This is a genomic window from Variovorax boronicumulans, from assembly GCF_030812215.1.
Classification (GTDB): domain Bacteria; phylum Pseudomonadota; class Gammaproteobacteria; order Burkholderiales; family Burkholderiaceae_C; genus Variovorax; species Variovorax boronicumulans_C.
Genome location: NZ_JAUSSG010000001.1, coordinates 790,158 through 812,811 on the forward strand (window position 1 = coordinate 790,158; position 22,654 = coordinate 812,811).

The window sequence follows — 22,654 nt, forward strand, 5'->3', positions numbered from 1 at the left end:
GTATCGAACAAATTCAATTTTTTTCGATGATCTATATACTGAATCTATAGATTCAAAGGGTCTTCCCCATGCGCCTCACACAGCTGCGTTCCTTCTATGCCGTGGCCCGCGAGGGCAGCTTCACCAAGGCGGCCGAACACCTGCACGTGAGCCAGCCCACCATCACCACGCAGGTGCGGTTTCTCGAGGAGGCCTACCAGGTCGAGCTCTTTCACCGGCGCGGCCGGCGCGTGCAGCTCACCGAAATCGGCGAGCAGCTGATGCAGCTCGCGCAGCAGATCTTCAGCCTCGAAGGCGATGCGGTCGCACTGCTCGGCGATGCGGGCACGCTGCGCACCGGCCACCTGCGCGTGGCGGCCGTGGGGCCGTACCACGTGACCAAGATGCTGGTCGACTTCAGCCTGCGCTATCCCGGCGTGAAGGTGACGGTGAGCACCGGCAATTCGCAGGATGTGCTGGACAGCCTCGTCGACTACAGCGCCGATGTCGGCGTGCTCGCGCAGATGGTGCGCGACGACCGGTTCCTGTCGGTGCCGTTCAGCCAGCACCCGGTCGTGATGTTCGTGCCTGCCACGCACCGCTTCGCGCGGCGGCGCAACATCCGGCTCGCGGAGCTGCAGGGCGAACGGCTCATCATGCGGGAAGAAGGATCGACCACGCGCAAGGCGCTCGAACTCGCGCTCGCCAAGGCGAAGGTCGAGGTCGACGTGGTGATGGAGATCAGCAGCCGCGAGGTGATCCGCGAAGCCGTGGCGCAGGGCCTGGGCATCGCGGCGGTGTCGAGCGTGGAGTTCGTGCCGAGCCCGGACCTGCGCATGGTGGGCTTCAGCGACACCGAGATCTTCACGTATGCGCATGTGCTGTGCCTCGCGGAGCGCCGCGAGATGCGCATGGTCAGCGCCTTCTTCGACACGCTGGTGCCGGCCATCGAGGCGCGCAGGCGCAAGGCCTGAACGGCCGCAGGCTCAACCGCGCGGATGATGCGCCGCGTGCAGTTGCTTCAGGCGCTCGCGCGCCACGTGCGTGTAGATGGTGGTGGTCGAGATGTCGGCATGGCCGAGCAGCAGTTGCACCGCGCGCAGGTCCACGCCGTGGTTCAGGAGGTGCGTGGCGAAGGCATGCCGCAGCGTGTGCGGCGACAGCGGCACATGGATGCCGGCGGCCGCCGCCTGCTTCTTGACGATGATCCAGAACATCACGCGCGTCATGCCCGCACCCCGCGCGGTCACGAAGAGGTCGGGCGTCTGCTGGCCATCGAGGATGACGGGGCGCGACTCCTCGAGATAGCGCTCGATCCAGCGCCGCGCCTCGCCGCCGAAGGGAACGAGGCGCTCCTTGCTGCCCTTGCCCAGCACGCGCAGCACGCCGTCGTTGAGGCTCATGTCGATGACCTTGAGCGCCACCAGCTCGCTCACGCGCAGGCCGCTGGCATACATCACTTCGAGCATCGCGCGATCGCGCAGGCCGAGCGGTGTCTCGACATCCGGCGCGGCCAGCAGGTCGTCGACCTGCTTTTCCGACAGGGTCTTGATCGCGCGCGGCATCTGACGTGCGGGCGCGAGCCGTATCGTCGGGTCCGCCGTGATGCGGCGCTCGCGCAGCGCCCATCGGTAATAGCGCTTGAAGACCGTGAGCCGCCGGTTGGCAGAGGTCGCCTTGCCCTTGTTCGAGAGACGCACGCCCATGTAGGCCTGCACGTCGGACTCCTCCGCAGTGTCGAGGGCGACACCGCCGCGCTGCTTGGCAAGCCACTGCGAGAACAGCGCAAGGTCGCGGCGGTACGCGGCCAGCGTGTTCTTCGAGAGGCCGTCCTCGAGCCAGAGGGCGTCGATGAACTCGTCGATTTCAGGGGTGGGTGCGGCAGCGGCCTCGGTCATGCGGAGCAAGATAACAAAAAGAAAAAGCCGCCCGGGCTGCGGGCGGCTTTCGTGGGGCAGAGGCGGATCAGTCGAGCTTCAGGTTCTGCTTCTTCACGACCTGCTTGTAGACCTCGTACTCGGCCTTGATCTGCGCTGCGAACTGCTCGGGCGTGTTGGCCACGATCAGCGAGCCGGTGTCCTCGATGCGCTTCTTCACGGCCGGATCTTCCACCGCCTTCTTCACGCCGGCGGCGACCTTGTCCACCACATCCTTCGGCAGGCCCTTCGGGCCGAGGATGCCGTAGTAGGCCATGCGGTTCACCGGCTCCAGGCCCACTTCCTTGAAGGTCGGCACGTTGGGCAGCGCAGCCAGGCGCTGGGGCGCCGACACCACGATCGGGATCAACCGGCCGCTGGTGATGAAGGGCATGGCCGAGGGGATGTTGTCGAACATGATCGGCACCTGGCCGGCCACCACGTCGTTCAACGCGGGGCCCGCGCCGCGGTAGGGAATGTGCGTGACGAAGGTGTTGGTCAGGCTCTTGTAGAGCTCCATCAGCAGGTGGCCGATGCCGCCCGTGCCCGACGAGGCGTACGAATACTTGCCGGGGTTCTTCTTCAGTTCGGCGACGAACTCGGCGTAGTTCTTGGCCGGGAAGCTCGGGTTCACCGCAATGATGTTCGGCGTGGCCGCGATGTTGGTGATCGGCGTGAAGTCGTTGATCGGGTCGTACGGCGTCTTCGGGTTGATGGCCGGGTTGGCGGCCGTGCTCGATACGGTGGCCACGCCGAGCTTGTAGCCATCGGGCGTGGCGCGTGCGGTTTCGGCCGCGCCGACGATGCCGCCGCCACCGGCGCGGTTGATCACCACCACCGGCTGGCCCAGGATCTTGCCCAGCGGATCGGAGATCACGCGGGCCACGATGTCCGTCGTGCCGCCCGGCGCGAACGGCACGCTCAGTTCGACCGGCTTGGCGGGATAGCCCTGTGCAAAGCTCTGGCCCGCGACTGCGGCCAGGGCGACTGCCCCCATCAGGGCGCTCCATTGACGACGTTGCATCGAATAACTCCTTGATTTGACTTGCTTTGACTGACGGATGTCGAAAAAAGCGAAGCCCGGATGCTAGCGGTTACCGGGGGCCCCTCGTGCTCTGGATTACCCATGGTCCGTGCGGTTTATGCTCGAAACGGTGAACTACGCACAGCTGCTTTTCCCCGACTTCTCCCTCATCGCCATCGGCTGGCTCCTGTGCCGCTACACCGCGCTCGACCGCCGCGTGTGGGACCAGGTCGAGAGCCTGGTTTATTACTTCCTCTTTCCGGTGCTGCTGTTCCATTCGATCGTGCGCAGCCCGCTCGACTTCGGCGCCACCTCGAGCCTGCTGACCGCCGGTGTCGGCGTCGGCCTCTGCGGCATTGCGCTGGCGTATGCGCTGCCCTTCGTCCCCGGGATCGGCCCGCACATCGACCGCCGCGACCACGCTGCGAGCGCGCAGGTCGCGTTCCGCTTCAACTCCTTCATCTGCCTCGCACTGGCCGACCGGCTCGCCGGTCCCGAAGGCCTCTTGCTCATCGCGGTGCTGATCGGCGTATGCGTGCCGATGTTCAACATCGCGGCCGTGTGGCCGATGACGCGGCATGCGCAAACCGGCTTCGTGCGGCAACTGGTGCGCAACCCGCTGATCGTGGCGACGGTGGCCGGGCTGTTGGCGAACGTGCTGGGCCTCACGGTGCCGAACTGGCTCACGCCGACGCTCACCCGCATCGGCGCCGCCTCGCTCGCGCTGGGCCTCTTGGCCGCGGGTGCGGGAATGCAGTTCGCGACGCTGGGGCGGGGCAAGGTGCTGGCGGTGTCGGTGCTGGCGATACGGCACCTGATTCTTCCGCTGGTGGCGTGGGGGTTGGCTCGGACGCTGGGGCTGGACGGAATACAGGCCTCGGTGCTGATGGCTTTTTCTGCCGTGCCGACGGCGTCGAGCGCCTATGTGCTCGCGGCGCGCATGGGCTACAACGGGCCGTATGTGGCGGGGCTGGTGACGCTGTCGACGGTGCTGGGCGTTGCGAGCCTGCCGTTCGCGCTGGCGTTGCCGCGATAGCTCAGCGCCGCAGCAGCGCCGGCACCGCCGATGCCAGCATCGCGACACCCGATGCGGTGAGCAGGCTCAGCACGAGCTTGCGAAACGCCGTCTCGCTGATGCCGATATAAAGCCGCGCGCCCAGCAGCACCGGCACGGCGACCGCCAGCGCCACGAGCCCCAGCAGCGGCACCATCGACGCCGCGATGCTGCCGCTTGCGAGATGAATCGCGAACGCCACCATCAGCATCGAGAGATTGAAGTTCTGGATCACCGCACGCTGCGTATCGCGTTGAAAGCCTCGCAACGTGCACCAGAGCGTGGGGATCGTGCCGGAGAAGCCCCCGATGCCCGCCATCGCGCCGCCGATGGCGCCAACAATCCCGTCCGCTGCGCGGCCGCCGAACGTGATCTTCGGCAGATGCTGCGACATCAGCATCGCCGGGCACCACAGCACCAGCAGCGTGCCCAGGCACACCTTGAAGACCACGAGATCCAGATGCGGCAGCAGCCAGACACCGAAAGGCACGCCGACCAGGCCTCCGAGCACGAACGGCCAGAGCAAGGACTTGTCGAAAGCGCGCCGCACGGTGACGGCAGCGATCACCTGCCCCGTCAGCGCACCGAACAGCGCGAGCACCGCGGCCAGTTGCGGCTCCAGCGTCCAGGCCCAGACCGACATCGCGACCAGCCCGAATGCAAAGCCCGACAGGCCCTGCACGAACCCCGCCAGCACGGCGCCGACGATCACATAGACATACAAGGCTTGCATGCGGCCGATGATAGAAGCCGCACGCACCGAGCCCGCCTCGACGGGCGGGCCGAGAAAGGATCAGGCCGAAGCCGGCACCAGCGCCGTGCGGCGCACCCGGGTGACGTTGAACGCACTCGCGATCAGCACGCCCTGCACCAGCGCCAGGCCGACGATCACGCTCGTGTACTGACCGTGGTCCATCAGGCGGCCGAACACCAGCGGCGCGAGCGCCTGGCCGATGTCGAGCCCCGCGTACACCACGCCGTAGACGCGGCCCGTGGCGTTGGGCGGCGTCGAGCGCTTGACCAGCAGGTCGCGCGACGGACCGGCCACGCCCGAGACAAAGCCCATCGCGCCGAACAGCACCGGCACGAGGATCGGCGGGAACTGGGCAAAGGCCAGCACCAGCGCAAGCGCCGCCGCGATGCCGAAACCCGCGCCCACGATGCGCTCGCAGCGCGACGGGTCGGAGGCAAGGAAGCCGCCCACCACCATGCCGGCCGCACTCGCCACCATGTAGACCGTGAGACACACCGCCACCAGCGCCACCGGCACCGCATGCAGATGGCCCGCGGCCACCGGCGCGAAGGTCTGCACCACGCTGATCACCGCGGCATAGAAGAAGAAGAAACCGAAGCACATCCACACGGCCGGGATGCGAAGGAAATCGAACTCGCCACCGATCGGCGCCGGCTCGCCCTGCCCCGTCGCCTTGTGCACGGCCGCGACGTCGAGCGAGAGCACGCTGCGGTACGCCCACAGCACCAGCAGCACCACGATCGCGACCGCACCCGCCGAGGCCAGCGCCACGCGCCACGAGAACGCAATGGCGATCGGCACCACGAAGGCTGGCGCGAGCGCCCAGCCCAGGCTGCCGGTGATGCCGTGCACGCTGTAGGCATGGCCCAGGCGCGTGGGCGCGACCTTGCGGTTGAACAGCGTGTAGTCGACCGGGTGGAACACGCCGTTGCCGATGCCGCCGACCACGGCGCACACCAGCAGCATCCAGTAGCTCTGCGCCATCGCATAGCCGAAGGCGGCGAGGCCGAGCGCGCCGAGTCCCACGAACAGCACCGGGCGCGGGCCCAGCTTGTCGACGATGAAGCCCGAGGCAGCCTGCACGATGCACGAGACCACGAAGAAGACGGTGAGCACCGCGCCCAGTTCGGTGTAGCTCACGTTGAACGCGTCCTTGAGCCAGGGGAACAGGGGCGCCAGGATGAGCTGGCTGAAGTGGCTGATCGCGTGGGCCAGGCCGACGAGGCCGATGAGCTTCGCGTCGGAGCGCAGGGAGCTCGCTGGGGAGGTGGTGGTCGCGTGGGAAGACATGGATTGCTACAAAAAACCGGGGCAGGCACCGATGCTATGCGCGCGGGGCGCGGCAGAATGGCGATACAGCGACAACATTTGTCGAAACCATGCCACGCACCGCTTCCTCCTCCTTTCCCGCCCCGGTCACCAGCGTTGCCTCGCTCACGCCGCACCTCTTCGCACCCGACGCGGTGCGCCCGCTGCGCGCCAAGGAACACTTCCTGAGCGCCGACACCTTCGTCGAGCTGCACCAGCATCCGTGGCCGCAGCTCACCTTCTCCACGCGCGGCGTGATCCGCCTGAGCACCGAGGACGGCAGCTACATCGTGCCGCCCTCGCGCGCGCTCTGGGTGCCGGCCAACATGCCGCACAGCATCATGCTCATCGAGGACGCCGAGCTGCGCACCATCTACCTGCACGCGTGGCTCGCACCCTCGTGGGAGAAATGCGAGGTGCTCGAGATCAGCCCGCTGATGCGCGCCCTGATGCTCGCGCTGGACACCACGCCCGACGGCATGCCGCCCGCCGACCCGCAGGCGCCGCAGCGCGAGCGCATGATCGCGCCGCTCCTGGTGGACGAGATCGAACGCGCCACGCAGATCCGCATCGACGTGCCGCTGCCCACCGACAAGCGCCTGCGCCAGCTGTGCGAGGCGCTGCTGCGCAACCCCGCCGACCGCGCCACGCTGGCCGAGCGCGCAGCCACCATCGGCGCCAGCGAGCGCACGGTGGCGCGGCTTTTCCGGGACCAGCTGGGCATGAGCTGGCAGCAATGGCGCCAGCAGGCGGTGATGGCGCATGCGTTGCCGTTGCTTGCGCGCGGCATGGCGGTGAGCCAGGTCGCGGCCGCCAGCGGCTATGCCACCGACAGCGCGTTCTGCGCGATGTTCAAGGCAGCCACGGGACGCTCGCCGACCTCGTTCCAGCACAAGAAGCGCTCGGCCATCGCGGCCTGAACCTTGCTGCCCGGACCTTCGGGGCGCTGGGGCTTCACGACGCTCTGGCAAGATCGGCGGGCCCGAAGAACCACGGACCTCCCATCGATTCGCCCATGGCATTGCCTCCCCGACCGCAGACCTGGACCGCCGACATCGGCCTGCGCATTCGCCGCCACTTCCTCCTGAAGGCGGTCGGGACCACGGCCTTCACCTGGCTGTTCTTCATCGGCTACTTCCACCTGCTGCGCAACCCGTCCTTTCCGGTCGCGGTGATGCCGCTCACGGCGCTGGACCACCTGATTCCGTTCCAGCCCTACACGCTGGGCGCATACCTCTCGCTCTGGGTCTACGTGGGCCTTGCGCCCGGGCTGCAGCTGACTTTTCGCGAACTGGTGGTCTACGGGTTGTGGATCGGGGGGCTGTGCATCACCGGCCTGGGCATCTTCTATTTCTGGCCGACCCAGATACCGCCTTTGGCCATGGATGTGTCGGGCTATCCCGGCTTCGCGATGCTGCAGGGCGTGGACGCGGCGGGCAATGCCTGCCCGTCGATGCACGTGGCGGTCGCGATCTTCACGGCCCTGTGGATCGAGCATTTGCTGCGGCAGGCGCGCACGCCCGTGGTGCTGCGCATCGTCAACTGGACCTGGTTCGCCGCCATCGCCTATTCGACGCTGGCGGTCAAGCAGCATGTGGTGCTGGACGTGGTGGCGGGCGCGCTGCTCGGCATGGCGTTCGCACTGCCGTCGCTGCGCTGGCGGCCGGGCAGGCGTTTGCCAGGGGATTCCCCTCCGGTCGGAGCGGATATCATTGGTCATCACTGACCAACACAGGCCGAGCGAGGAAGGGATCGACCCCATGGCACACCCCGCAAGGGCTGCCATCGATCAACGGCGGCACAAGACGACAGGCATCGCACGATGAGTTCGCTGAAGGAATTGCAGGACCTGATTCACGAGAAGTACGGCATCGAACCGTCCAAGCTCGACCCCAACGCCTCGATGCGTGAAACCGGCGGTCTCGATTCGCTGGCGCTGGCCGAATTCCTCTTTGCCATCGAAGACCATTTCGGCATCACCATGCCCGACGAGGACGCGAGCATCGACACGCTGGCCGAGCTCGCGCAGCTGGTCGACAAGGTCCGGGCCGCGAAGCCAGCGTGAACCGCCACGAGGTTGCCGTCACCGGGCTGGGCGTCATGGCGCCTCATGGCGACGAGCCCGGCGCGCTGTTCGACGCGCTGCTGCAGGCCCGATCGGCCATCCGGCCCGTCTTTCCCGAATTGCCAAAGCCGGCCGCCGCAGCCACGGTGGCCTTCGACGAGACGCGCTGGTTCACCAAGCTGCAGCTCGCCGGCGTCGACCGCGTGAGCCAGCTCGCGGTGGCCGCGGCCGACCTTGCGCTGCGCGATGCGAACCAGCCCCTGGCCGATGCCGATCTCGAGCGCGTCGGCATCTACGCCGGCTGCGGCATGGGCGGCGCGGCTGCGCTGGAAGCGGCTTATCGCGGCAACGGCCGCGTGTCGCCGCTCACCATTCCGGCCTTCATGCCCAACGCGCCCGCGGCCCATGTGGCGATGCGCAACGGCGTGCTCGGCCCGGTGCTCACCTACTCCGTCGCCTGCGCGTCGTCGTCCGTCGCCATCGCCGAAGCCGCCAAGGCGATCGAACGCGGCGAGGTCGACATCGCCATTGCCGGCGGCAGCGAAGCGCTGATCGTGCCGGGCGTGGTGCTGGCCTGGCAGGCGATGCAGACGCTAGCCACCTTCCAGCCCGGCGCAGCGGCCGGCGCGGTGCGGCCGTTCGCGAGCGACCGCAGCGGCTTCGCGCTCGGCGAAGGCGCGGCCTTCCTGGTGCTCGAATCCGCCGAGCGCGCACGCCGCCGCGGCGCCCGCAGCTACGCCAAGCTGGCCGGCTGGGGCTTGAGCAGCGATGCCACCCATCTCACCAAGCCCGACGCCCCCGGCCAGGCGCGCGCATTGCGCCAGGCACTGCGACAGGCCGACCTGCAACCGCGCGACGTGGGCTACTGCAACGCGCACGGCACGGCCACGCGCATCGGCGACGTGGTCGAGCGCAATGCGCTGGCCGAGGTATGGGGCGACGACTTCGACAGCCTGCGCGTGAGCTCCACCAAGGCGCTGCACGGCCACATGCTCGGCGCGGCGGGCGCCATCGAGGCACTGATCACGGTGCTCGCGCTGCATCGCCGGCAACTGCCGCCCAATGCGAATTGCAGCGAGATCGATCCGGCCTGCAGCATGACCCTGGTGACGCAGGACGACACCGCCGCACCGGCGCTCGAAGCGGCGATCAGCAATTCCTTCGCCTTCGGCGGCACGAACTCGGTGCTGCTTTTCCGCCGCGCAGACTGATCAAGGCTGCGACGCGCGCCCTGCCTCGCAGAGCCATTCGACGAACGCCTCCGCCAGCGGATCGGCCGTGCGGTTCGGCGCCATGAACACGCTGTAGCCGCGGCTCGACGGCGCCCGGTGCGCACATGCGAGCTGCAGCTCGCCCGAACGCAGTTCGCGCTCGACGTAGTACAGCGGCACCAGCCCCACGCCGAGATCGGCCCGCACCGCCGCCACCAGCGAGGAGAACAGATCGAAGCGATGCCCCGCCACCAGGTTCTCGGGCGGCTGCGCGTGCGGCGTCTGCGCGAACCATTCCTCCCACGCGCCCATGCGCGTGCGCAGTTGGAGCAGCGGCGCGGCGCGAAAGTCGCCGCGCGCCATCGCGGCCCGGCCCTTCGCGCGCGAAGAGCACACGGCCACACAGAACTCGCCCATCAGCGGCCGCGCATCGGCGCCGGGCCACACCGCGTCGTCGTACTGCACGCCCACGTCGAACGGCATGTCGGCCATGTAGAGATCGGTCGGAAACACCTGCAGATGCAAGCTGCAGCCCGGGTTCCGTGCGATGAACTGCGGCAGCAGCGGCGTGAGCCAGCCCTCCGCCAGCACAGGCACCGCGCCGACGATCAGGCGCAGGCCGTCGACGCGCTGCGCCATCGCTTCGAGCGTGTGGTTCTGCAACCGCATCAGGTCGCCTGCGATCTGGCCGTGGTAGCGGCGCCCGGCATCGGTGAGCTCGGTGCCGCGCGCGGTGCGCTGCACCAGCCGCACGCCGATTTGCGATTCGAGGAGCCGCAATTGCTGGCTCACCGCGCTGTGCGTGAGGCACAGCTCCTCGGCCGCCTTGCCTACGCCGTGATGGCGGGCCACCGCATCGAAGATCAAGAGCGCTCGGGTGCTCGGAATGTGGCGGCGCATGGCGGTCTCGTAAGAAAAACTGACAAGGCCAAAGATTAAACCAGAGCAAGCGCCTCACTTGCCCCTAAGAATTGCTGACGGCGCCGCGTCGGCCGCGCCCTCTTCACCTTCAAGGACAACCCACCGCCATGCCTCGCTCCGCGTCATTCCGCCTTGCCCCGATCGTCCTCGCCCTCGCCTGCACCGCCGGGCTCGCCCAGGCCCAGAACGCCGCCGTGGCGGCCACGCCCACGCAGGTCCGGCCCGAGATCGACAAGGCTTACACGCAGCTGATGGCAGCCCCCGCGATCCAGAAGCTGCTCGATGCGGTGAAGGCCGATCACGAGCGCTCGGTCGAAGACCTGAAGATGCTCACCGAGATCGAAGCGCCGCCCTTCAAGGAGCAGAAACGTGCCGAAGTCTTCCTTGCGCGCATGAAGGCGCTGGGCCTCACCGACGCGAAGATCGACGCCGAAGGCAACGTGGTCGGCCTGCGCAAGGGCACGGGCAACGGCCCGAAGCTGCTGATCTCCGCGCACCTGGACACCGTGTTCCCCGCGGGCACCGACGTGAAAGTGAAGGAGCGCGACGGCAAGCTCTACGCCCCCGGCATCTCCGACGACACACGCGGCCTCGCCGTCCTGCTGTCGTGGCTCAAGGTACTCAACGACAACAAGATCCAGACCGTGGGCGACCTCCTGATCGTCGGCAACGTCGGCGAGGAAGAGCTGGGCAACCTGCGCGGCATCAAGGCGATCTTTCGCGACCACCTGGACATCGACGGCATGGTCGGCCTCGAACCGGCACCCGATGGCACGGTGCTGATGCTGGGCACAGGCAGCCACCGCTACGAGGTCACCTTCAAGGGCCCGGGCGGCCACAGTTTCGGTGCGTTCGGCCAGGTGCCCAGTGCGATCCACGGCATGGGCCGCGCGATCGCGAAGATCGCCGAAGTCCGCACGCCGACCTTCCCCAAGACCACCTTCACCGTCGGCACGGTGGGTGGCGGCACCTCGGTCAACACCATCGCGCCGGACGCACGCATGGCCATCGACATCCGGTCGGACGAAATGGCACCGCTGCTGGAGACCGAGAAAAAGATCCTCGCGGCCATCGACGAAGCGGTCGAGGAAGAGAACAAGCGCTGGAACGTGACCACGCTGAGCGCGAGCCGCAAGCTGATCGGCGACCGGCCGGGCGGCCGCACGCAGTCCGACACGGTGATCGTCGAGGCGGCCACGCGCGCGAACAGCGCCTTCGGCCACAAGACCCTGCTGACGGGCGCGAGCACCGACGCGAATGTGCCGATGTCGCTGGGCATCCCGGCCATCATCATCGGCGCCGGCGGCAAGACGGGCGGCTTCCACGCGCTGTCGGAATGGATCGACGTGACCGATGGCTGGAAGGGCGCGCAGAACTCGCTCGTGACGGTGCTGGGGCTGGTCGGGGTTCAGGGCACCAGCGAACCGCTGCTGGAGAAGCGCCCGCCCCGCAAGAACTAGCACGAGCCCCGGGGCGATGCCCCCGGAAACACCCGGGACTCTCCGGTATGCTGGTGGGCGCTTCTCCCCTTCGCTTTCCAAGGAGACCCCCATGCATGCTCGCTCCAGACTCATTGCCCTGGCCCTGCTTGCCGCAGGCGCCTCGGCGCAGGCCAACGACCTGCTCGACCAACTGAAGGAAAAAGCCGGCGCGGCGGCCAGCGCGCAAGGCGGCAACTCCACCACCAGCTCCGCGCTCGGCAACCTCGGCTTCAAGATGCCATCGATCGGCTCCAGCACCATCGGCAGTGCCGCCGGCGTGCTGCAGTACTGCGTGAAGAACAACTACCTCGGCGGCGATGCGGCCTCGGTGAAAGACAAGCTGCTGGCCAAGATCACCGGCCAGAAGCAGCAGGAAAAAAACTTCGAAAGCGGCGCGAAAGGTTTGTTGAAGGGCGGCGACGGCAAGACGCTCAACATGAAGATCCTGTCGTCGAAGGTGAAGGAAAAGGCCTGCGACTACGTGCTCAAGAACGCCACATCGCTGATCTGACCTGACAGCGGCCCCGCATTGCCTCCGCGCGGCGCACCGCGCATGTGCTTGCCGTCTCTCCCAGTGCGCCCGTAAACGACTTCATGACCCCGGCTGCCTCACCCACCTCCCTGCGCCAGCGCCTCGCGCGCTGGGTTCCCTGTCTTGCATGGCCCCGCCCTTCCGCGGGGCTGCTGCGCAGCGAGGCGATGGCCGGCATCACCGTGGCGCTGATGGTCATTCCGCAAGGCGTGGCGTATGCGGCGCTGGCCGGCATGCCGCTGGTCACGGGCGTCTACGCGGCGCTGTTCCCCGCGCTGATCGCGGTGATGTTCAGTTCGTCGCAGCGGCTGTCGGTCGGGCCGACGGCGCTCACCAGCCTGCTGGTCGGCGCCTCACTCGCGCCGCTTGCGGTGGCGGGCAGCGACGAATGGGTGGCGATGGCGGTGTGGCTCACGCTGATGTCGGGAACGATCCAGATCGTGCTGGGTGCGGGGCGCTTCGGCTGGCTGCTGCGGCTGGTCAATTCGCCGGTGCTGATCGGCTTCACGCAGGGCGCGGCGGTACTGATCGCGATCTCGCAGTTGCCGTCGCTGCTGGGCTTCACCGGCCGCACGATTCCCCAGGTGCTGCAGGGCGGGCCACTGCCCGACCTCGTGGCCATCGCCTTCGGCCTGGGCAGCATCTCGGTGCTGTGGCTGGGCAAGCGACTGCTGCCGCGTTTTCCGACCACGATGGCATTGGTGGCCGGTGCGGCCGCCATCAGCTGGGGCATCAACTACGCGCTGCGCGGCGGTGCGGTGGTCGGCAGCCTGCCTTCGGGCCTGCCCTCTTTCTACTGGCCCGGCCTGCTGCCATTGAGCACCTTCAGCGCGCTGGTGCTGCCCGCATTGATGATCACGCTGGTGAGCTTCCTGGAGACCGCCTCCAGCGCCAAGGTCGACAACGCGCGCGCCGGCACGCTGTGGAACGAAAACCAGGACCTGATCGGCCAGGGCCTGGCCAAGCTGGCCTCGGGCTTCACGGGCGCATTTCCGACCAGCTCGTCGTTCTCGCGCTCGGCCATCACGCTCTATGCGGGTGCGCAGACCGGCTGGGCGACGCTCTTCAGTGTTGTCGTGGTGGCCGGTGCGCTGCTGTGGCTCATGCCGCTGCTGTACCACGTGCCGCAGGCGGTGCTGGCCGCGGTGGTGGTCACGGCCATCCTCGGGCTGGTGAAGCCCGCGAGCTTCACGGCGCTGTGGCGCATCTCGCGCATCGAGGCGGGCATCGCCTTCGGCACCTTCGTGCTGACCATCGCGACCGCGCCGAGCATCTACTGGGGCGTGCTCGGCGGCCTGCTCGCGAGCATGGCGCACTACATGTACCGGCACCTGCATCCGCGCATCATCGAAGTGGGCCTGCACCCCGACGGGAGCCTGCGCGACCGCAACCTCTGGAAGCTGCCGCCGCTCGCGCCGCAGCTCTATGCGCTGCGCATGGACGCGGAGCTCGACTTCGCCTCGGCCTCCACGCTCGAACGCGCGCTCACCGTGGCGCTGGCCGAGCGCCCCGACCTCACCGATGTGTGCCTCTTCGCGCAGCCCATCAACCGCATCGACATCACCGGCGCCGAAGTGTTCGGCTCGATCCGCCGGATGATGGAATCCAAGGGCGTGCGCCTGCACCTGAGCGGCCTCAAGCTGCCCGCGATGCAGGTGCTGGAGCGAGCCGGCCTGCTCGCTCCGGGGCCGATGCTCTTCAGCTACCGCACCGACGGCGAGGCGCTCGCCGCGCTGATGCCGCGCATCGACGTGCCGATAGAGGCCGAGACCGCAGGCTGAACACGGTCCCCATGAAAACCACCATCGAAGAACTGGTCGCGTTTCGCACGGTGGTGGACACCGGCTCGATCACCGCCGCGGCCGAGCAGCTCGGCCACACGGTCTCGGGCATCAGCCGCGCACTGAGCCGGCTCGAGCAGAAGCTGGACACCACGCTGATGCGCCGCACCACCCGGCGCCTCGAACTCACCGAGGAAGGCGCCGCCTTCCTGCAGCGCACCCGCGCGATCCTCGATGCGATCGACGACGCCGAAGAACAGATGGCCGCCCGCCGCGAACAGCCGGCCGGCCGGCTTCGCGTGAACGCCGCCTCGCCCTTCATGCTGCACGCCGTCGTGCCGCTGGTGCCTGAATTCCGGAAGCTCTACCCGCAGATCAGCCTGGAGCTGGACACCGACGACCTGCCCATCGACCTGCTGGAGCGCCGCACCGACATCGCGATCCGCATCGGGCCGCTGCGCGATTCCACGCTGCATGCGCGGCCGCTCGGCACGCACCGCCTGCGGGTGCTGGCGAGCCCGGCGTACCTGGAGGCGCACGGCAAGCCGCGCACCGCCGCCGAACTGGCCGATCACGCGCTGCTGGGTTTCACGCAACCCGAGTCGCTCAACCGCTGGCCGCTGCGCGGGGCGCATGGCGACGAATGGCCCGTCGTGCCGACGCTCGCCGCATCGAGCGGCGAAACGCTGCGCCAGCTCGCACTCGCCGGTGCGGGCATCGTGTGTCTCGCGGATTTCATGACCGCCGCCGACCGCGCGAGCGGCACGCTGGTGCAGGTGTTGGCGAAGGAAACGGTGGATGTGCGCCAGCCGGTGAACGCGGTGTATTACCGCAACACGCAGCTGTCGGCGCGGATCACTTCGTTCCTCGACTTCCTGTCGCAGCGAATGACGTGAATGCGGGCGCTTATTTCGGCTGGGCCGGAACGAAGCGCTCCACTGCCGCCGACTTGATCTCGTACCCGCTCACGCCCATGTCCGCCGAGGCGTAGCGCGCGGCCTTCAGGATGCCGCTGACCTTGACCGTGTCCATTGCATGCAGGCCCTTGAAGGCCTGGTCGGCGATCACGTGCACGATCTGGTTGGCGGGCGGGGGCGGGGTGTGGATGCAGGCGCCGAAGTACGGCACCAGCAGGAATTCGCGGATGCCGTCCTGGGTGCTGTCGAGCGGCACCACGAAGCCGGCGAGCTTGGCCGCGGTGCCGTCGAGCGCCACGTTGACCGGCGCGTTGTCCCAGACGGCGCGCATTTCGTCCAGCATCTGGATCGCGCGCGGGTCGTTGTCGCGCAGGGCCTCCAGGCTGATGTTGCGGTAGCGCTTGGTCGGGTCCCAGCTCTTGGGGATGAGTTCCTCCCACTTGAGCTCCGGGGCCGAGGCCAGGGTCGCATTCGCGCCCGGCGCCGCAGAGCCCGGACCGCATCCGGTCAGCAGCGCAGCAGCCGGCATCAACAGAAACGCCGACAGCAGGCCAAGCGAAAAGAACCTTCTCATGACCACGATTTTGCTTGGGAGATGTTTCAGACGCGTAAAGCGGGACAAATTTCACAAATGGACGACCTCGCGCCAGAATGCCGCACCACGATATCGAGGAGATCCGCATGGCACCGACCGGATGGCTGGGACTCACGTCCCTCGGCATTGTTCACACCGCGATCAGCCTGATCGCCGTCTTCGCGGGGATCGTCGCCCTGCTGCGCCACAAGGAAATCACCCTCCGCACCGGATGGGGCCAGGTCTTCGTCTGGACCACCGTGCTCACCTGCCTGACCGGCTTTGGCATCTTCCAGCATGGCGGCTTCGGCAAGCCGCATGCGCTGGGCATCATCACGCTGGTCGCGCTCGCGGTGGGCGCGCTGGCCGGCCGGGGCAGCCTCGGCAAGAACTCGCGCTACATCGAGGCCATCGCCTATTCGGCGAGTTTTCTCTTCCACTGGATCCCGGCCTTCACCGAAACGCTGACGCGGCTCCCGCTCGGCGCGCCGTTGTTGTCCAACGCCGAAGCCCCCGAGCTGAAGGCAATCACCGCGGTGCTCGGCGTGCTGTACCTCGTCGGCGTGACGCTGCAGATCAAGCGGCTGCGCGGCGACAAGCCGGTCAGTCCCTCACAGGTCCGCGCAAGTTCTTGATCTGCGAACGCTGGCTCTTGCCTTCGAGCCGGCGCTGCTTCGAACCATAGGTGGGCTTGGTGGCGCGCCGCACGCGCGGCGGCGTGGCCACGGTGTCGATCACCGCCTGCAGGCGCGCGAGCGCATCGGCGCGGTTCATCTCCTGCGTGCGGTGCTGCTGCGCCTTGAGCACGAAGACGCCTTCCTGCGTGATGCGGCTGTCGCGCAACGCGAGCAGCCGCTCCTTCACATCGGCGGGCAGCGAGCTCGCGTGGATGTCGTAGCGCAGGTGCACCGCGCTCGATACCTTGTTGACGTTCTGCCCGCCCGCGCCCTGCGCCCGGATGGCGCTGATCTCGACTTCGTCGGGATCGATCAGGAGGGGTGGGCGCAGCATGCCCGCGAGTGTGCCCTGAACGCGCTCAGACGCGCTCGAAGACGGCGGCAATGCCCTGCCCGCCGCCGATGCACATCGTGACCAGCGCATAGCGCCCGCCCGTGCGGTGCAGCTCGGCAATCGCCTTCGTGGTGATGATCGCGCCGGTCGCGCCCACCGGATGGCCGAGCGAAATGCCCGAGCCGTTCGGGTTCACCTTGGCCGGATCGAAACCCAGCTCCTTGATGACCGCGCAGGCCTGCGCCGCGAAGGCTTCGTTCGACTCGATCACGTCGAAGTCCGCAACCTTCAGGCCGGTGCGCTCCAGCACCTTGCGGGTCGCCGGCACCGGGCCGATGCCCATGTACGCGGGCTCGACGCCGGCGTGCGCGTAGCCGACGAGGCGCGCCAGCGGCTTCAGGCCCAGCGCCTTCACGCGACCGCCCTCGGCCAGCACCACGGCAGCGGCGCCGTCGTTGATGCCCGAGGCATTGCCGGCGGTGACGAGGCCGTCCTTCTTGAACGCAGGCTTCATCTTGGAAAGCGTGTCGACCGTGGTGTCGGCGCGCACGTGCTCGTCGGTGTCGAACAGCACGACGCCCTTGCGCGTCTTCACCTCGACCGGAACGATCTGCGCCTTGAAGCGCCCCGCCGCAATCGCGGCTGCTGCGCGCTGCTGGCTGCTCACAGCCAGTTCGTCCATCTGCTCGCGCGTGATGCCGTAGCGCGCCGCCACGTTCTCGGCGGTGATGCCCATGTGGATCTTCTCCCACGGGTCGTGCAGGATGCCCAGCATGTAGTCGACCAGCACCGCATCGCCCATGCGCGCGCCGTAGCGGGCCGAGGTGTCGAAATACGGCCCGCGGCTCATCGATTCGGAGCCGCCGCCGATGGCGATGTCGCAGTCGCCGAGCGCAATCGCCTGCGCCGCCGACACGATGGCCTGCAGGCCCGAGCCGCAGAGACGGTTGACGTTGAAGGCCGGGGTCTCGATGGGGCAGCCCGCGTCGATGGCGGCCACGCGGCTCAGGTACGCGTCCTTCACGTCGGTGGGGATCACGTTGCCCATCACCACGTGGCCGATGGCGTCGGCCGCGACGCCGCTGCGTTCGATGGCGGCCTTGACGGCGGTGGTGGCCAGCTGGGTGTTGGGCACGTCCTTCAGCGCGCCGCCGAAGGTGCCGATGGCGGTGCGGGCGGTGCCGACCACGAAGATGTCGCGTGAGGTCATGGTGTGGATCTCCTGGATTGAAAAAATCGGTTCAGGCGCAGTGGCCGGTCACTTGGGCTTCACCGCGGCGGGCTTGCGGCGCACCGCGGCCGGACGGTGCAGCACGCCGTTGAGCAGCAGCTCGATGCCCTGGTCGGCGATCTGGTCGGGTGTGAGGTCGCCGTCCGGGCGGTACCAGCGGCCGATCCAGCTGAGCGCACCGGCCAGCATGAAGGCCGCCATCTTCGGGTCGCAGGGCGCGAGCGAGCCTTCGGCCACGCCGTCTTCGATGAGCCGGCGGAACTGCCCGTCGATACCTGCCTTCAGGCGGCGCAGTTCCTTCTTGAGCGGCGCGGGCAGCGGGTCTTCGCCGATGCGGATCACGCACATGCCGAAGTCCTGCGTCACCACGCTCGAATAGATGCGCATGCAGGCCTTGAGCTGGTCGATGGCGCTGCCGCCCGCGGCGCGCACCTCGCCGATGCCGGCCTGCATCAGGTCGAGCGCGGTCTTCACGCACTCCAGCAGGATCTGGTCCTTGTTCTCCACGTAGTAGTAGAGCGTGGGCTTGCTCACGTTGAGCCGCTCGGCAATGTCGTCGAGCGAGGTCGCGTGAAAGCCGCGCTCGTTGAACAGCTGGGCCGCCGTCTGCAGCACGGCATTGCGCTTGACCTCGCGCTGCTGCGCGCGCTTGTCGGCGGGCTCCCAGGGTGAGGAAGGGATGGTCTGGCGAAGTGCGGAGGAGGCTTGGCGAGGCATGGGAGGCATCGGGTTTCTGCGGGCGGGGAAAGTCCGGATGCCGCGCCATGCGGCGAACTGTGACATTACCCGCCAGTAGGAATTTTACGGGCCAGTAGCTTTTCTGCCCCTGGACACAAACCCTGACCCTAGCGCCCTCCTCTTAGCCATGCCTGACGAGCCTTCACGGGACGCCTCCTCCGCCCCTGCCTCCACCGTGCTGCAGGTGGACGCGTTGACGCTCGCATTCGGCGGCGTGAAGGCGCTGACAAACGTGGGCTTCGGCGTGGCGCCCGGCTCGATCACCGCGGTGATCGGCCCCAACGGCGCGGGCAAGACATCGCTCTTCAACACCATCTCGGGCTTCTACAAGCCGGCCGAGGGCCGCGTGCTGTTCGAGGGCAAGGACATCACCCGCCTCCCGGCGCCGAAGCGCGCGGCGCTCGGCCTCGCACGCAGCTTCCAGAACATCGCGCTGTTCCGCGGCATGACGGTGCTCGACAACATCAAGCTCGGCCGCCACGTGCACCTGAAGACCAATGTGTTCGACGCGCTCTTCTACCTGGGCCGTGCGCGCCGCGAAGAGGCCGAACTGCGCCGCGACGTGGAGGAACGGATCATCGACTTCCTGGAGATCGACCACATCCGCCACGCCTCGGTCGCCGCCCTGCCCTACGGCCTGCAGAAGCGCGTGGAGATGGCCCGTGCGCTGGCCATGCAACCCAAGGTGCTGATGCTCGATGAGCCCGTGGCCGGCATGAACCGCGAAGAGACCGAAGACATGGCGCGCTTCATCCTCGACGTGCGGCGCGAATGGGGCATCACGGTGCTGATGGTGGAGCACGATATGGGCATGGTGATGGACCTGTCCGACCACGTGGTGGTGCTCAACTTCGGCCAGGTCATCGCACAGGGCACGCCGGCCGAGGTGCAGGCCGACCCCGAGGTGATTCGCGCGTACCTCGGTGCGGGCGATGTCGGCGAACTGCGGCGGCGGCTGCGCGGCGAAGCCACGGCAGGAGTCGCCTGATGGATTGGGCCTACCTCTTCGAGATCGCGCTCACCGGCATCGCGGGCGGCGGGCTCTATGCGCTGGCCGCGCTCGCCTTCGTGCTGGTCTACAAGGCCACGCGCGTGGTCAACATCGCCATCGGCGAGATGCTGATGGTCGGCGCATACCTGTTCTTCGCGTTCGCCGCGAGCTTCTCGCTGCCGATCTGGCTCGCGGTGCTGGGCTCGGTGATCGGCACCGGGCTTCTGGGCGCGGTGATCGAGCGCACGATGATCCGCCCGCTGCTCGGCGAGCCGCCGATCTCGGTGTTCATGGTGACGGTCGGGCTCGCATCGATCCTCGTGGGGCTGGTCGAGATCATCTGGACCGCCGACCAGCGCCGCCTGCCCGAGTTCCTGCCGAACGCGCCGGTGATGGTCGGCGATGCATTCCTCGCGCCCAAGATCGCCTACGGCGCGCTCATCGCCGTGGTGCTGATCGGAATGGTGCTGCTGCTGTTCCGCTTCTGGCGCGGCGGCGTGGCATTGCGGGCCACCGCCTCGGACCAGGCGGCGGCGTACTCGATGGGCATCAACGTGCCGCGCGTGTTCTCGCTCGCATGGGTGGCCTCGGCCATGATCGCGGCCGTGGCCGGCATCATCGTCGGCGCCATCGGCGGCATCTCGTCGTCGATGGGGGTGTTCGGCCTGTCGGTGCTGGTGGTGGTGATCGTCGGCGGGCTCGACAGCGTGCTGGGCGCGCTGGTCGGCGGCGTCTTCATCGGGCTGGTGGAAGCGCTGGCGGGCTCGTACCTCGGCGGCGAATACAAGCTGCTCGCCACCTTCATCGTGCTGGTGCTCGTGCTGATAGTGCGGCCCTACGGGCTCTTCGGCACGCACGAGATCGAGAGACTCTGATGCGCATCGGCACGCTCAAGCAAAGCTATGTCGCGGATGCGGCGCTGTTCGATTCGCGCACCCAGAAGGTGTGGCTCGCGATCGGCGCGGCGCTGCTGGTGCTGTTTCCGTTCATGGCCAGCGACTACTGGCTGTACCTCGCGTGCCTCGTGGCCATCAACGTGGCGAGCGCCACCGGCCTGAACATCCTCACCGGCTACACGGGCCTGGTGAGCCTCGGGCAAGCGGCGTTCATGGGCCTGGGCGCCTACACCGTCGCGATCATGCAGACACGGCTCGGCACGCCCTTCCTGCTGAACATCCTTGCGGGCGGCGTGGTCGCCATGCTCGGCGGGCTGATCGTGGGCATTCCCTCGTTGCGCGTGAAAGGCCTGTACCTGGCCATCGCGACCATCGCAGCCTCGTTCATCACGCACTTCCTGTTCGCCAACCTCAAGCTCACGGGCGGCACGACCGGCATCTCGCTGCCGCCGGCGCAGTTCTTCGGCCTGCCGCTCGATACGTCATTCCGCCTCTACTGGGTGATCGTGCCGGTCATGCTGCTCATGGTGCTGGGCGCGGCCAACCTCTTTCGCACCCGCGTGGGTCGGGCCTTCATCGCGATCCGCGACCGCGACATCTCGGCCGAGGTGCTGGGCATTCCGCTCCTGCGCTACAAGCTGCTCTCGTTCGGGCTCTCGTCGTTCTACGCGGGCGTGGCGGGCGGGCTGTGGGCCTACTTCTTCCGCGTGGTCACGCCCGAGAGCTTTCCGCTGCTGATGTCGATCTTCTTCCTCGCGGCCATCATCGTCGGCGGCATGGGCACGATTTTGGGCGGCATCTTCGGCGCGGTGTTCATGACGATGGTGCCCGAGCTGCTCAAGCTCATCGTCGACCTGCTGCCCGGCGGTGTCGAGATGACGGTGTTCCTCTCGCCCGTGCGCACCGTCGTGTTCGGGCTGCTGATCGTCGGATTTCTGGTGTTCGAGCCGCACGGGCTCGCAGAAGTGTGGCGGCGCATACGCCGCTTTTTCCATCTATGGCCGTTCCGCAACTGAGCCCATTCCATCAGGAGACAAGCATGCCCAATACACCGAAGACACAGAAGACACCGAAGCTTTCCCAATACCGCCGTGCGCTGCTGATCGCCGCGGGTCTCGCCGCCGCCGTACCGTTCGCGAACGCGCAAGGCACCGAGGACATCGTCATCGGCGGCTCGATACCGATGACCGGCGTGTTCGCCTTCGCGGGCGTCGGCATCAACGCCGGCATTGCCGACTACGTGAAGATCGTCAACGACGCGGGCGGCATCAAGGGCCGGAAGCTGCGCTACGTGCCGGAAGACACGGGCTACAAGGTCGACGTGTCGGTCGCGGCCTTTAAGAAGATCACGAGCCAGAACAAGGTCAACCTCTACTACGGCGACTCGACCGGCTTCTCCAAGACCATCAACCCCGAGCTGGACCGCAGCGGCCAGATCCTGATGGCGGGCGCCTCCTTCGCGACCGAGCTCAACGACTCGGCCAAGTACCCGAACCAGTTTCTGGTCGGCCCCGACTACACCGAGCAGATCGGCATCCTGCTGCGCCACATCGCCAAGGAAAAGCCGGGCGCGAAGGTGGCCTTCGTGTACTCCGATTCCGAATTCGGCCGCGACCCCATCGAAGCCAGCGAAGCCGCCGCAAAGAAGCTCGGCCTCACGGTGCCGGTGAAGCTCATGACGCCGGCCGGCAGCGTGGACGTGTCGACCGAGGTCATCAAGCTGCGCCGCGCCGCGCCCGACTACACCATCTTCCACGGCTACATCCTCGCGCCCATTCCCGAGTTCGTGCAGCAGGGCAAGCAGATGGGCATGACCAGCAAGTGGATGGGCACCTTCTGGACCATGGACAGCTCCACCGTCATGAAGATGGGCGAAGGCGCCGACGGCTTCATGGGCGTGATGCCCTACCGCTACTACTACGACACTTCGGCCAAGGCGCCGATGCTCGACAAGATCCGGGCGCTGCGCCCCGAGTACCAGAGCACGGCCTACACGCAGGGCTTTCTCACGGCGATGCTGTTCACGGAAGCAGCCAAGCGCACCCTCGACGCGGGCAAGCCGTTGGACGGCAAGAACCTGAAGGCCTCGCTCAACACCATCAAGGACTTCGACACGGGCGGGATCATCGGCACGCCGATCACCATCAAGGGCAACTCGATTCCGGTCGGGCGCGTCTACAAGGCCGACATGAAGGCGCAGAAGATGGTGCCGGCCTCGGACTGGATCTCGCTGAACTGAGCCATGAACCTGCCCGCGGCTGCTTCCGCTT

24 protein-coding genes are annotated in these 22,654 nt (G+C 67.6%); 15 read left to right on the forward strand and 9 right to left on the reverse strand.

The window, feature by feature from the left end:
* The first annotated feature begins 68 nt into the window (after positions 1–68).
* Positions 69–953 carry a LysR substrate-binding domain-containing protein gene (locus J2W23_RS03670; protein ID WP_176658419.1) on the forward strand — a complete coding sequence of 295 codons (885 nt, stop codon included), beginning with the start codon at positions 69–71 and terminating at the stop codon, positions 951–953.
* Between the two features lie 12 nt (positions 954–965).
* Here the strand turns inward: J2W23_RS03670 and xerD are convergent, their stop codons facing one another.
* Positions 966–1,877, reverse strand: a complete 912-nt coding sequence (gene xerD, locus J2W23_RS03675) for a site-specific tyrosine recombinase XerD (RefSeq protein WP_307647714.1) — start codon at positions 1,875–1,877, stop codon at positions 966–968.
* A gap of 67 nt (positions 1,878–1,944) precedes the next feature.
* Complete coding sequence (locus tag J2W23_RS03680) at positions 1,945–2,919, reverse strand: tripartite tricarboxylate transporter substrate binding protein BugE (protein ID WP_176658421.1); 975 nt, start codon at positions 2,917–2,919, stop codon at positions 1,945–1,947.
* Positions 2,920–3,037: 118 nt separating this feature from the next.
* Between J2W23_RS03680 and J2W23_RS03685 the strand changes: the two genes are divergently transcribed.
* Positions 3,038–3,955: an AEC family transporter gene (locus J2W23_RS03685; protein WP_307647715.1), complete on the forward strand. Its 918-nt coding sequence runs from the start codon at positions 3,038–3,040 to the stop codon at positions 3,953–3,955.
* 1 nt (position 3,956) lies between these two features.
* Here the strand turns inward: J2W23_RS03685 and J2W23_RS03690 are convergent, their stop codons facing one another.
* Together J2W23_RS03690 and J2W23_RS03695 are read right to left on the reverse strand one after the other, a co-directional pair.
* Positions 3,957–4,706 (reverse strand): sulfite exporter TauE/SafE family protein, encoded by a 750-nt coding sequence (locus tag J2W23_RS03690; RefSeq protein WP_176658423.1) that lies wholly within the window; start codon positions 4,704–4,706, stop codon positions 3,957–3,959.
* 60 nt (positions 4,707–4,766) lie between these two features.
* Positions 4,767–6,017 carry an MFS transporter gene (locus tag J2W23_RS03695; protein WP_307647716.1) on the reverse strand — a complete coding sequence of 417 codons (1,251 nt, stop codon included), beginning with the start codon at positions 6,015–6,017 and terminating at the stop codon, positions 4,767–4,769.
* Between the two features lie 89 nt (positions 6,018–6,106).
* Between J2W23_RS03695 and J2W23_RS03700 the strand changes: the two genes are divergently transcribed.
* The 4 genes from J2W23_RS03700 to J2W23_RS03715 all read left to right on the forward strand — a co-directional run bounded on the left by J2W23_RS03700 (position 6,107) and on the right by J2W23_RS03715 (position 9,311).
* On the forward strand, positions 6,107–6,955 hold the full coding sequence (locus J2W23_RS03700; RefSeq protein WP_307647717.1) for an AraC family transcriptional regulator: 849 nt from the start codon (positions 6,107–6,109) through the stop codon (positions 6,953–6,955).
* A gap of 95 nt (positions 6,956–7,050) precedes the next feature.
* Entirely contained in the window at positions 7,051–7,761 is a 711-nt protein-coding gene (locus J2W23_RS03705; protein WP_176658426.1) for a phosphatase PAP2 family protein, read from the forward strand.
* Between the two features lie 96 nt (positions 7,762–7,857).
* Complete coding sequence (locus tag J2W23_RS03710; RefSeq protein WP_013540572.1) at positions 7,858–8,100, forward strand: acyl carrier protein; 243 nt, start codon at positions 7,858–7,860, stop codon at positions 8,098–8,100.
* Positions 8,097–9,311 (forward strand): beta-ketoacyl-[acyl-carrier-protein] synthase family protein, encoded by a 1,215-nt coding sequence (locus tag J2W23_RS03715; protein ID WP_307647718.1) that lies wholly within the window; start codon positions 8,097–8,099, stop codon positions 9,309–9,311. Before J2W23_RS03710 ends, J2W23_RS03715 begins: the two co-directional genes overlap by 4 nt.
* Here J2W23_RS03715 and J2W23_RS03720 read toward each other — a convergent pair whose 3' ends face one another.
* Positions 9,312–10,211, reverse strand: a complete 900-nt coding sequence (locus J2W23_RS03720) for a LysR substrate-binding domain-containing protein (protein WP_307647719.1) — start codon at positions 10,209–10,211, stop codon at positions 9,312–9,314.
* 128 nt (positions 10,212–10,339) lie between these two features.
* On the opposite strand from J2W23_RS03720, the gene J2W23_RS03725 reads away from it, so the two are divergent.
* The 4 genes from J2W23_RS03725 to J2W23_RS03740 all read left to right on the forward strand — a co-directional run bounded on the left by J2W23_RS03725 (position 10,340) and on the right by J2W23_RS03740 (position 14,922).
* Positions 10,340–11,692, forward strand: coding sequence for a M20/M25/M40 family metallo-hydrolase (locus J2W23_RS03725; RefSeq protein ID WP_307647720.1), 1,353 nt, complete (start codon positions 10,340–10,342; stop codon positions 11,690–11,692).
* Between the two features lie 91 nt (positions 11,693–11,783).
* Positions 11,784–12,224 carry a DUF2501 domain-containing protein gene (locus J2W23_RS03730; RefSeq protein ID WP_307647721.1) on the forward strand — a complete coding sequence of 147 codons (441 nt, stop codon included), beginning with the start codon at positions 11,784–11,786 and terminating at the stop codon, positions 12,222–12,224.
* 83 nt (positions 12,225–12,307) lie between these two features.
* A complete protein-coding gene (locus J2W23_RS03735) occupies positions 12,308–14,026 on the forward strand; it encodes a SulP family inorganic anion transporter (RefSeq protein WP_307647722.1) in 1,719 nt (572 codons plus the stop codon).
* Positions 14,027–14,037: 11 nt separating this feature from the next.
* Positions 14,038–14,922, forward strand: coding sequence for a LysR family transcriptional regulator (locus J2W23_RS03740; RefSeq protein WP_307647724.1), 885 nt, complete (start codon positions 14,038–14,040; stop codon positions 14,920–14,922).
* 10 nt (positions 14,923–14,932) lie between these two features.
* On the opposite strand, the gene J2W23_RS03745 is transcribed toward J2W23_RS03740, so the two are convergent.
* Entirely contained in the window at positions 14,933–15,517 is a 585-nt protein-coding gene (locus J2W23_RS03745; RefSeq protein WP_307647725.1) for a DUF3299 domain-containing protein, read from the reverse strand.
* A 107-nt stretch (positions 15,518–15,624) separates the two neighbouring features.
* Here J2W23_RS03745 and J2W23_RS03750 point away from each other — a divergent pair, with 107 nt between their 5' ends.
* Entirely contained in the window at positions 15,625–16,152 is a 528-nt protein-coding gene (locus J2W23_RS03750) for a hypothetical protein (RefSeq protein ID WP_307647726.1), read from the forward strand.
* On the opposite strand, the gene arfB is transcribed toward J2W23_RS03750, so the two are convergent.
* From arfB to J2W23_RS03765, 3 genes are read right to left on the reverse strand one after another with little or no spacing between them, the layout of a single operon-like run.
* A complete protein-coding gene (arfB, locus tag J2W23_RS03755; RefSeq protein ID WP_307647727.1) occupies positions 16,121–16,528 on the reverse strand; it encodes an alternative ribosome rescue aminoacyl-tRNA hydrolase ArfB in 408 nt (135 codons plus the stop codon). The genes J2W23_RS03750 and arfB overlap by 32 nt on opposite strands.
* A gap of 25 nt (positions 16,529–16,553) precedes the next feature.
* Positions 16,554–17,738 (reverse strand): acetyl-CoA C-acyltransferase family protein, encoded by a 1,185-nt coding sequence (locus tag J2W23_RS03760; RefSeq protein WP_307647728.1) that lies wholly within the window; start codon positions 17,736–17,738, stop codon positions 16,554–16,556.
* A gap of 48 nt (positions 17,739–17,786) precedes the next feature.
* Positions 17,787–18,485 carry a TetR/AcrR family transcriptional regulator gene (locus J2W23_RS03765; protein ID WP_307647729.1) on the reverse strand — a complete coding sequence of 233 codons (699 nt, stop codon included), beginning with the start codon at positions 18,483–18,485 and terminating at the stop codon, positions 17,787–17,789.
* 139 nt (positions 18,486–18,624) lie between these two features.
* Here J2W23_RS03765 and J2W23_RS03770 point away from each other — a divergent pair, with 139 nt between their 5' ends.
* Genes J2W23_RS03770 through J2W23_RS03785 form a run of 4 tightly spaced genes read left to right on the forward strand, consistent with a single transcriptional unit; the run spans position 18,625 to position 22,623 of the window.
* The gene (locus J2W23_RS03770; RefSeq protein WP_307647730.1) at positions 18,625–19,485 is read left to right on the forward strand and encodes an ABC transporter ATP-binding protein; all 861 of its coding nucleotides are present in this window, start codon (positions 18,625–18,627) and stop codon (positions 19,483–19,485) included.
* A complete protein-coding gene (locus J2W23_RS03775) occupies positions 19,485–20,363 on the forward strand; it encodes a branched-chain amino acid ABC transporter permease (RefSeq protein ID WP_307647731.1) in 879 nt (292 codons plus the stop codon). Before J2W23_RS03770 ends, J2W23_RS03775 begins: the two co-directional genes overlap by 1 nt.
* Complete coding sequence (locus tag J2W23_RS03780; protein ID WP_307647732.1) at positions 20,363–21,400, forward strand: branched-chain amino acid ABC transporter permease; 1,038 nt, start codon at positions 20,363–20,365, stop codon at positions 21,398–21,400. Before J2W23_RS03775 ends, J2W23_RS03780 begins: the two co-directional genes overlap by 1 nt.
* 23 nt (positions 21,401–21,423) lie before the next feature.
* Positions 21,424–22,623: an ABC transporter substrate-binding protein gene (locus tag J2W23_RS03785; RefSeq protein WP_307647733.1), complete on the forward strand. Its 1,200-nt coding sequence runs from the start codon at positions 21,424–21,426 to the stop codon at positions 22,621–22,623.
* Positions 22,624–22,654: the final 31 nt, after the last annotated feature.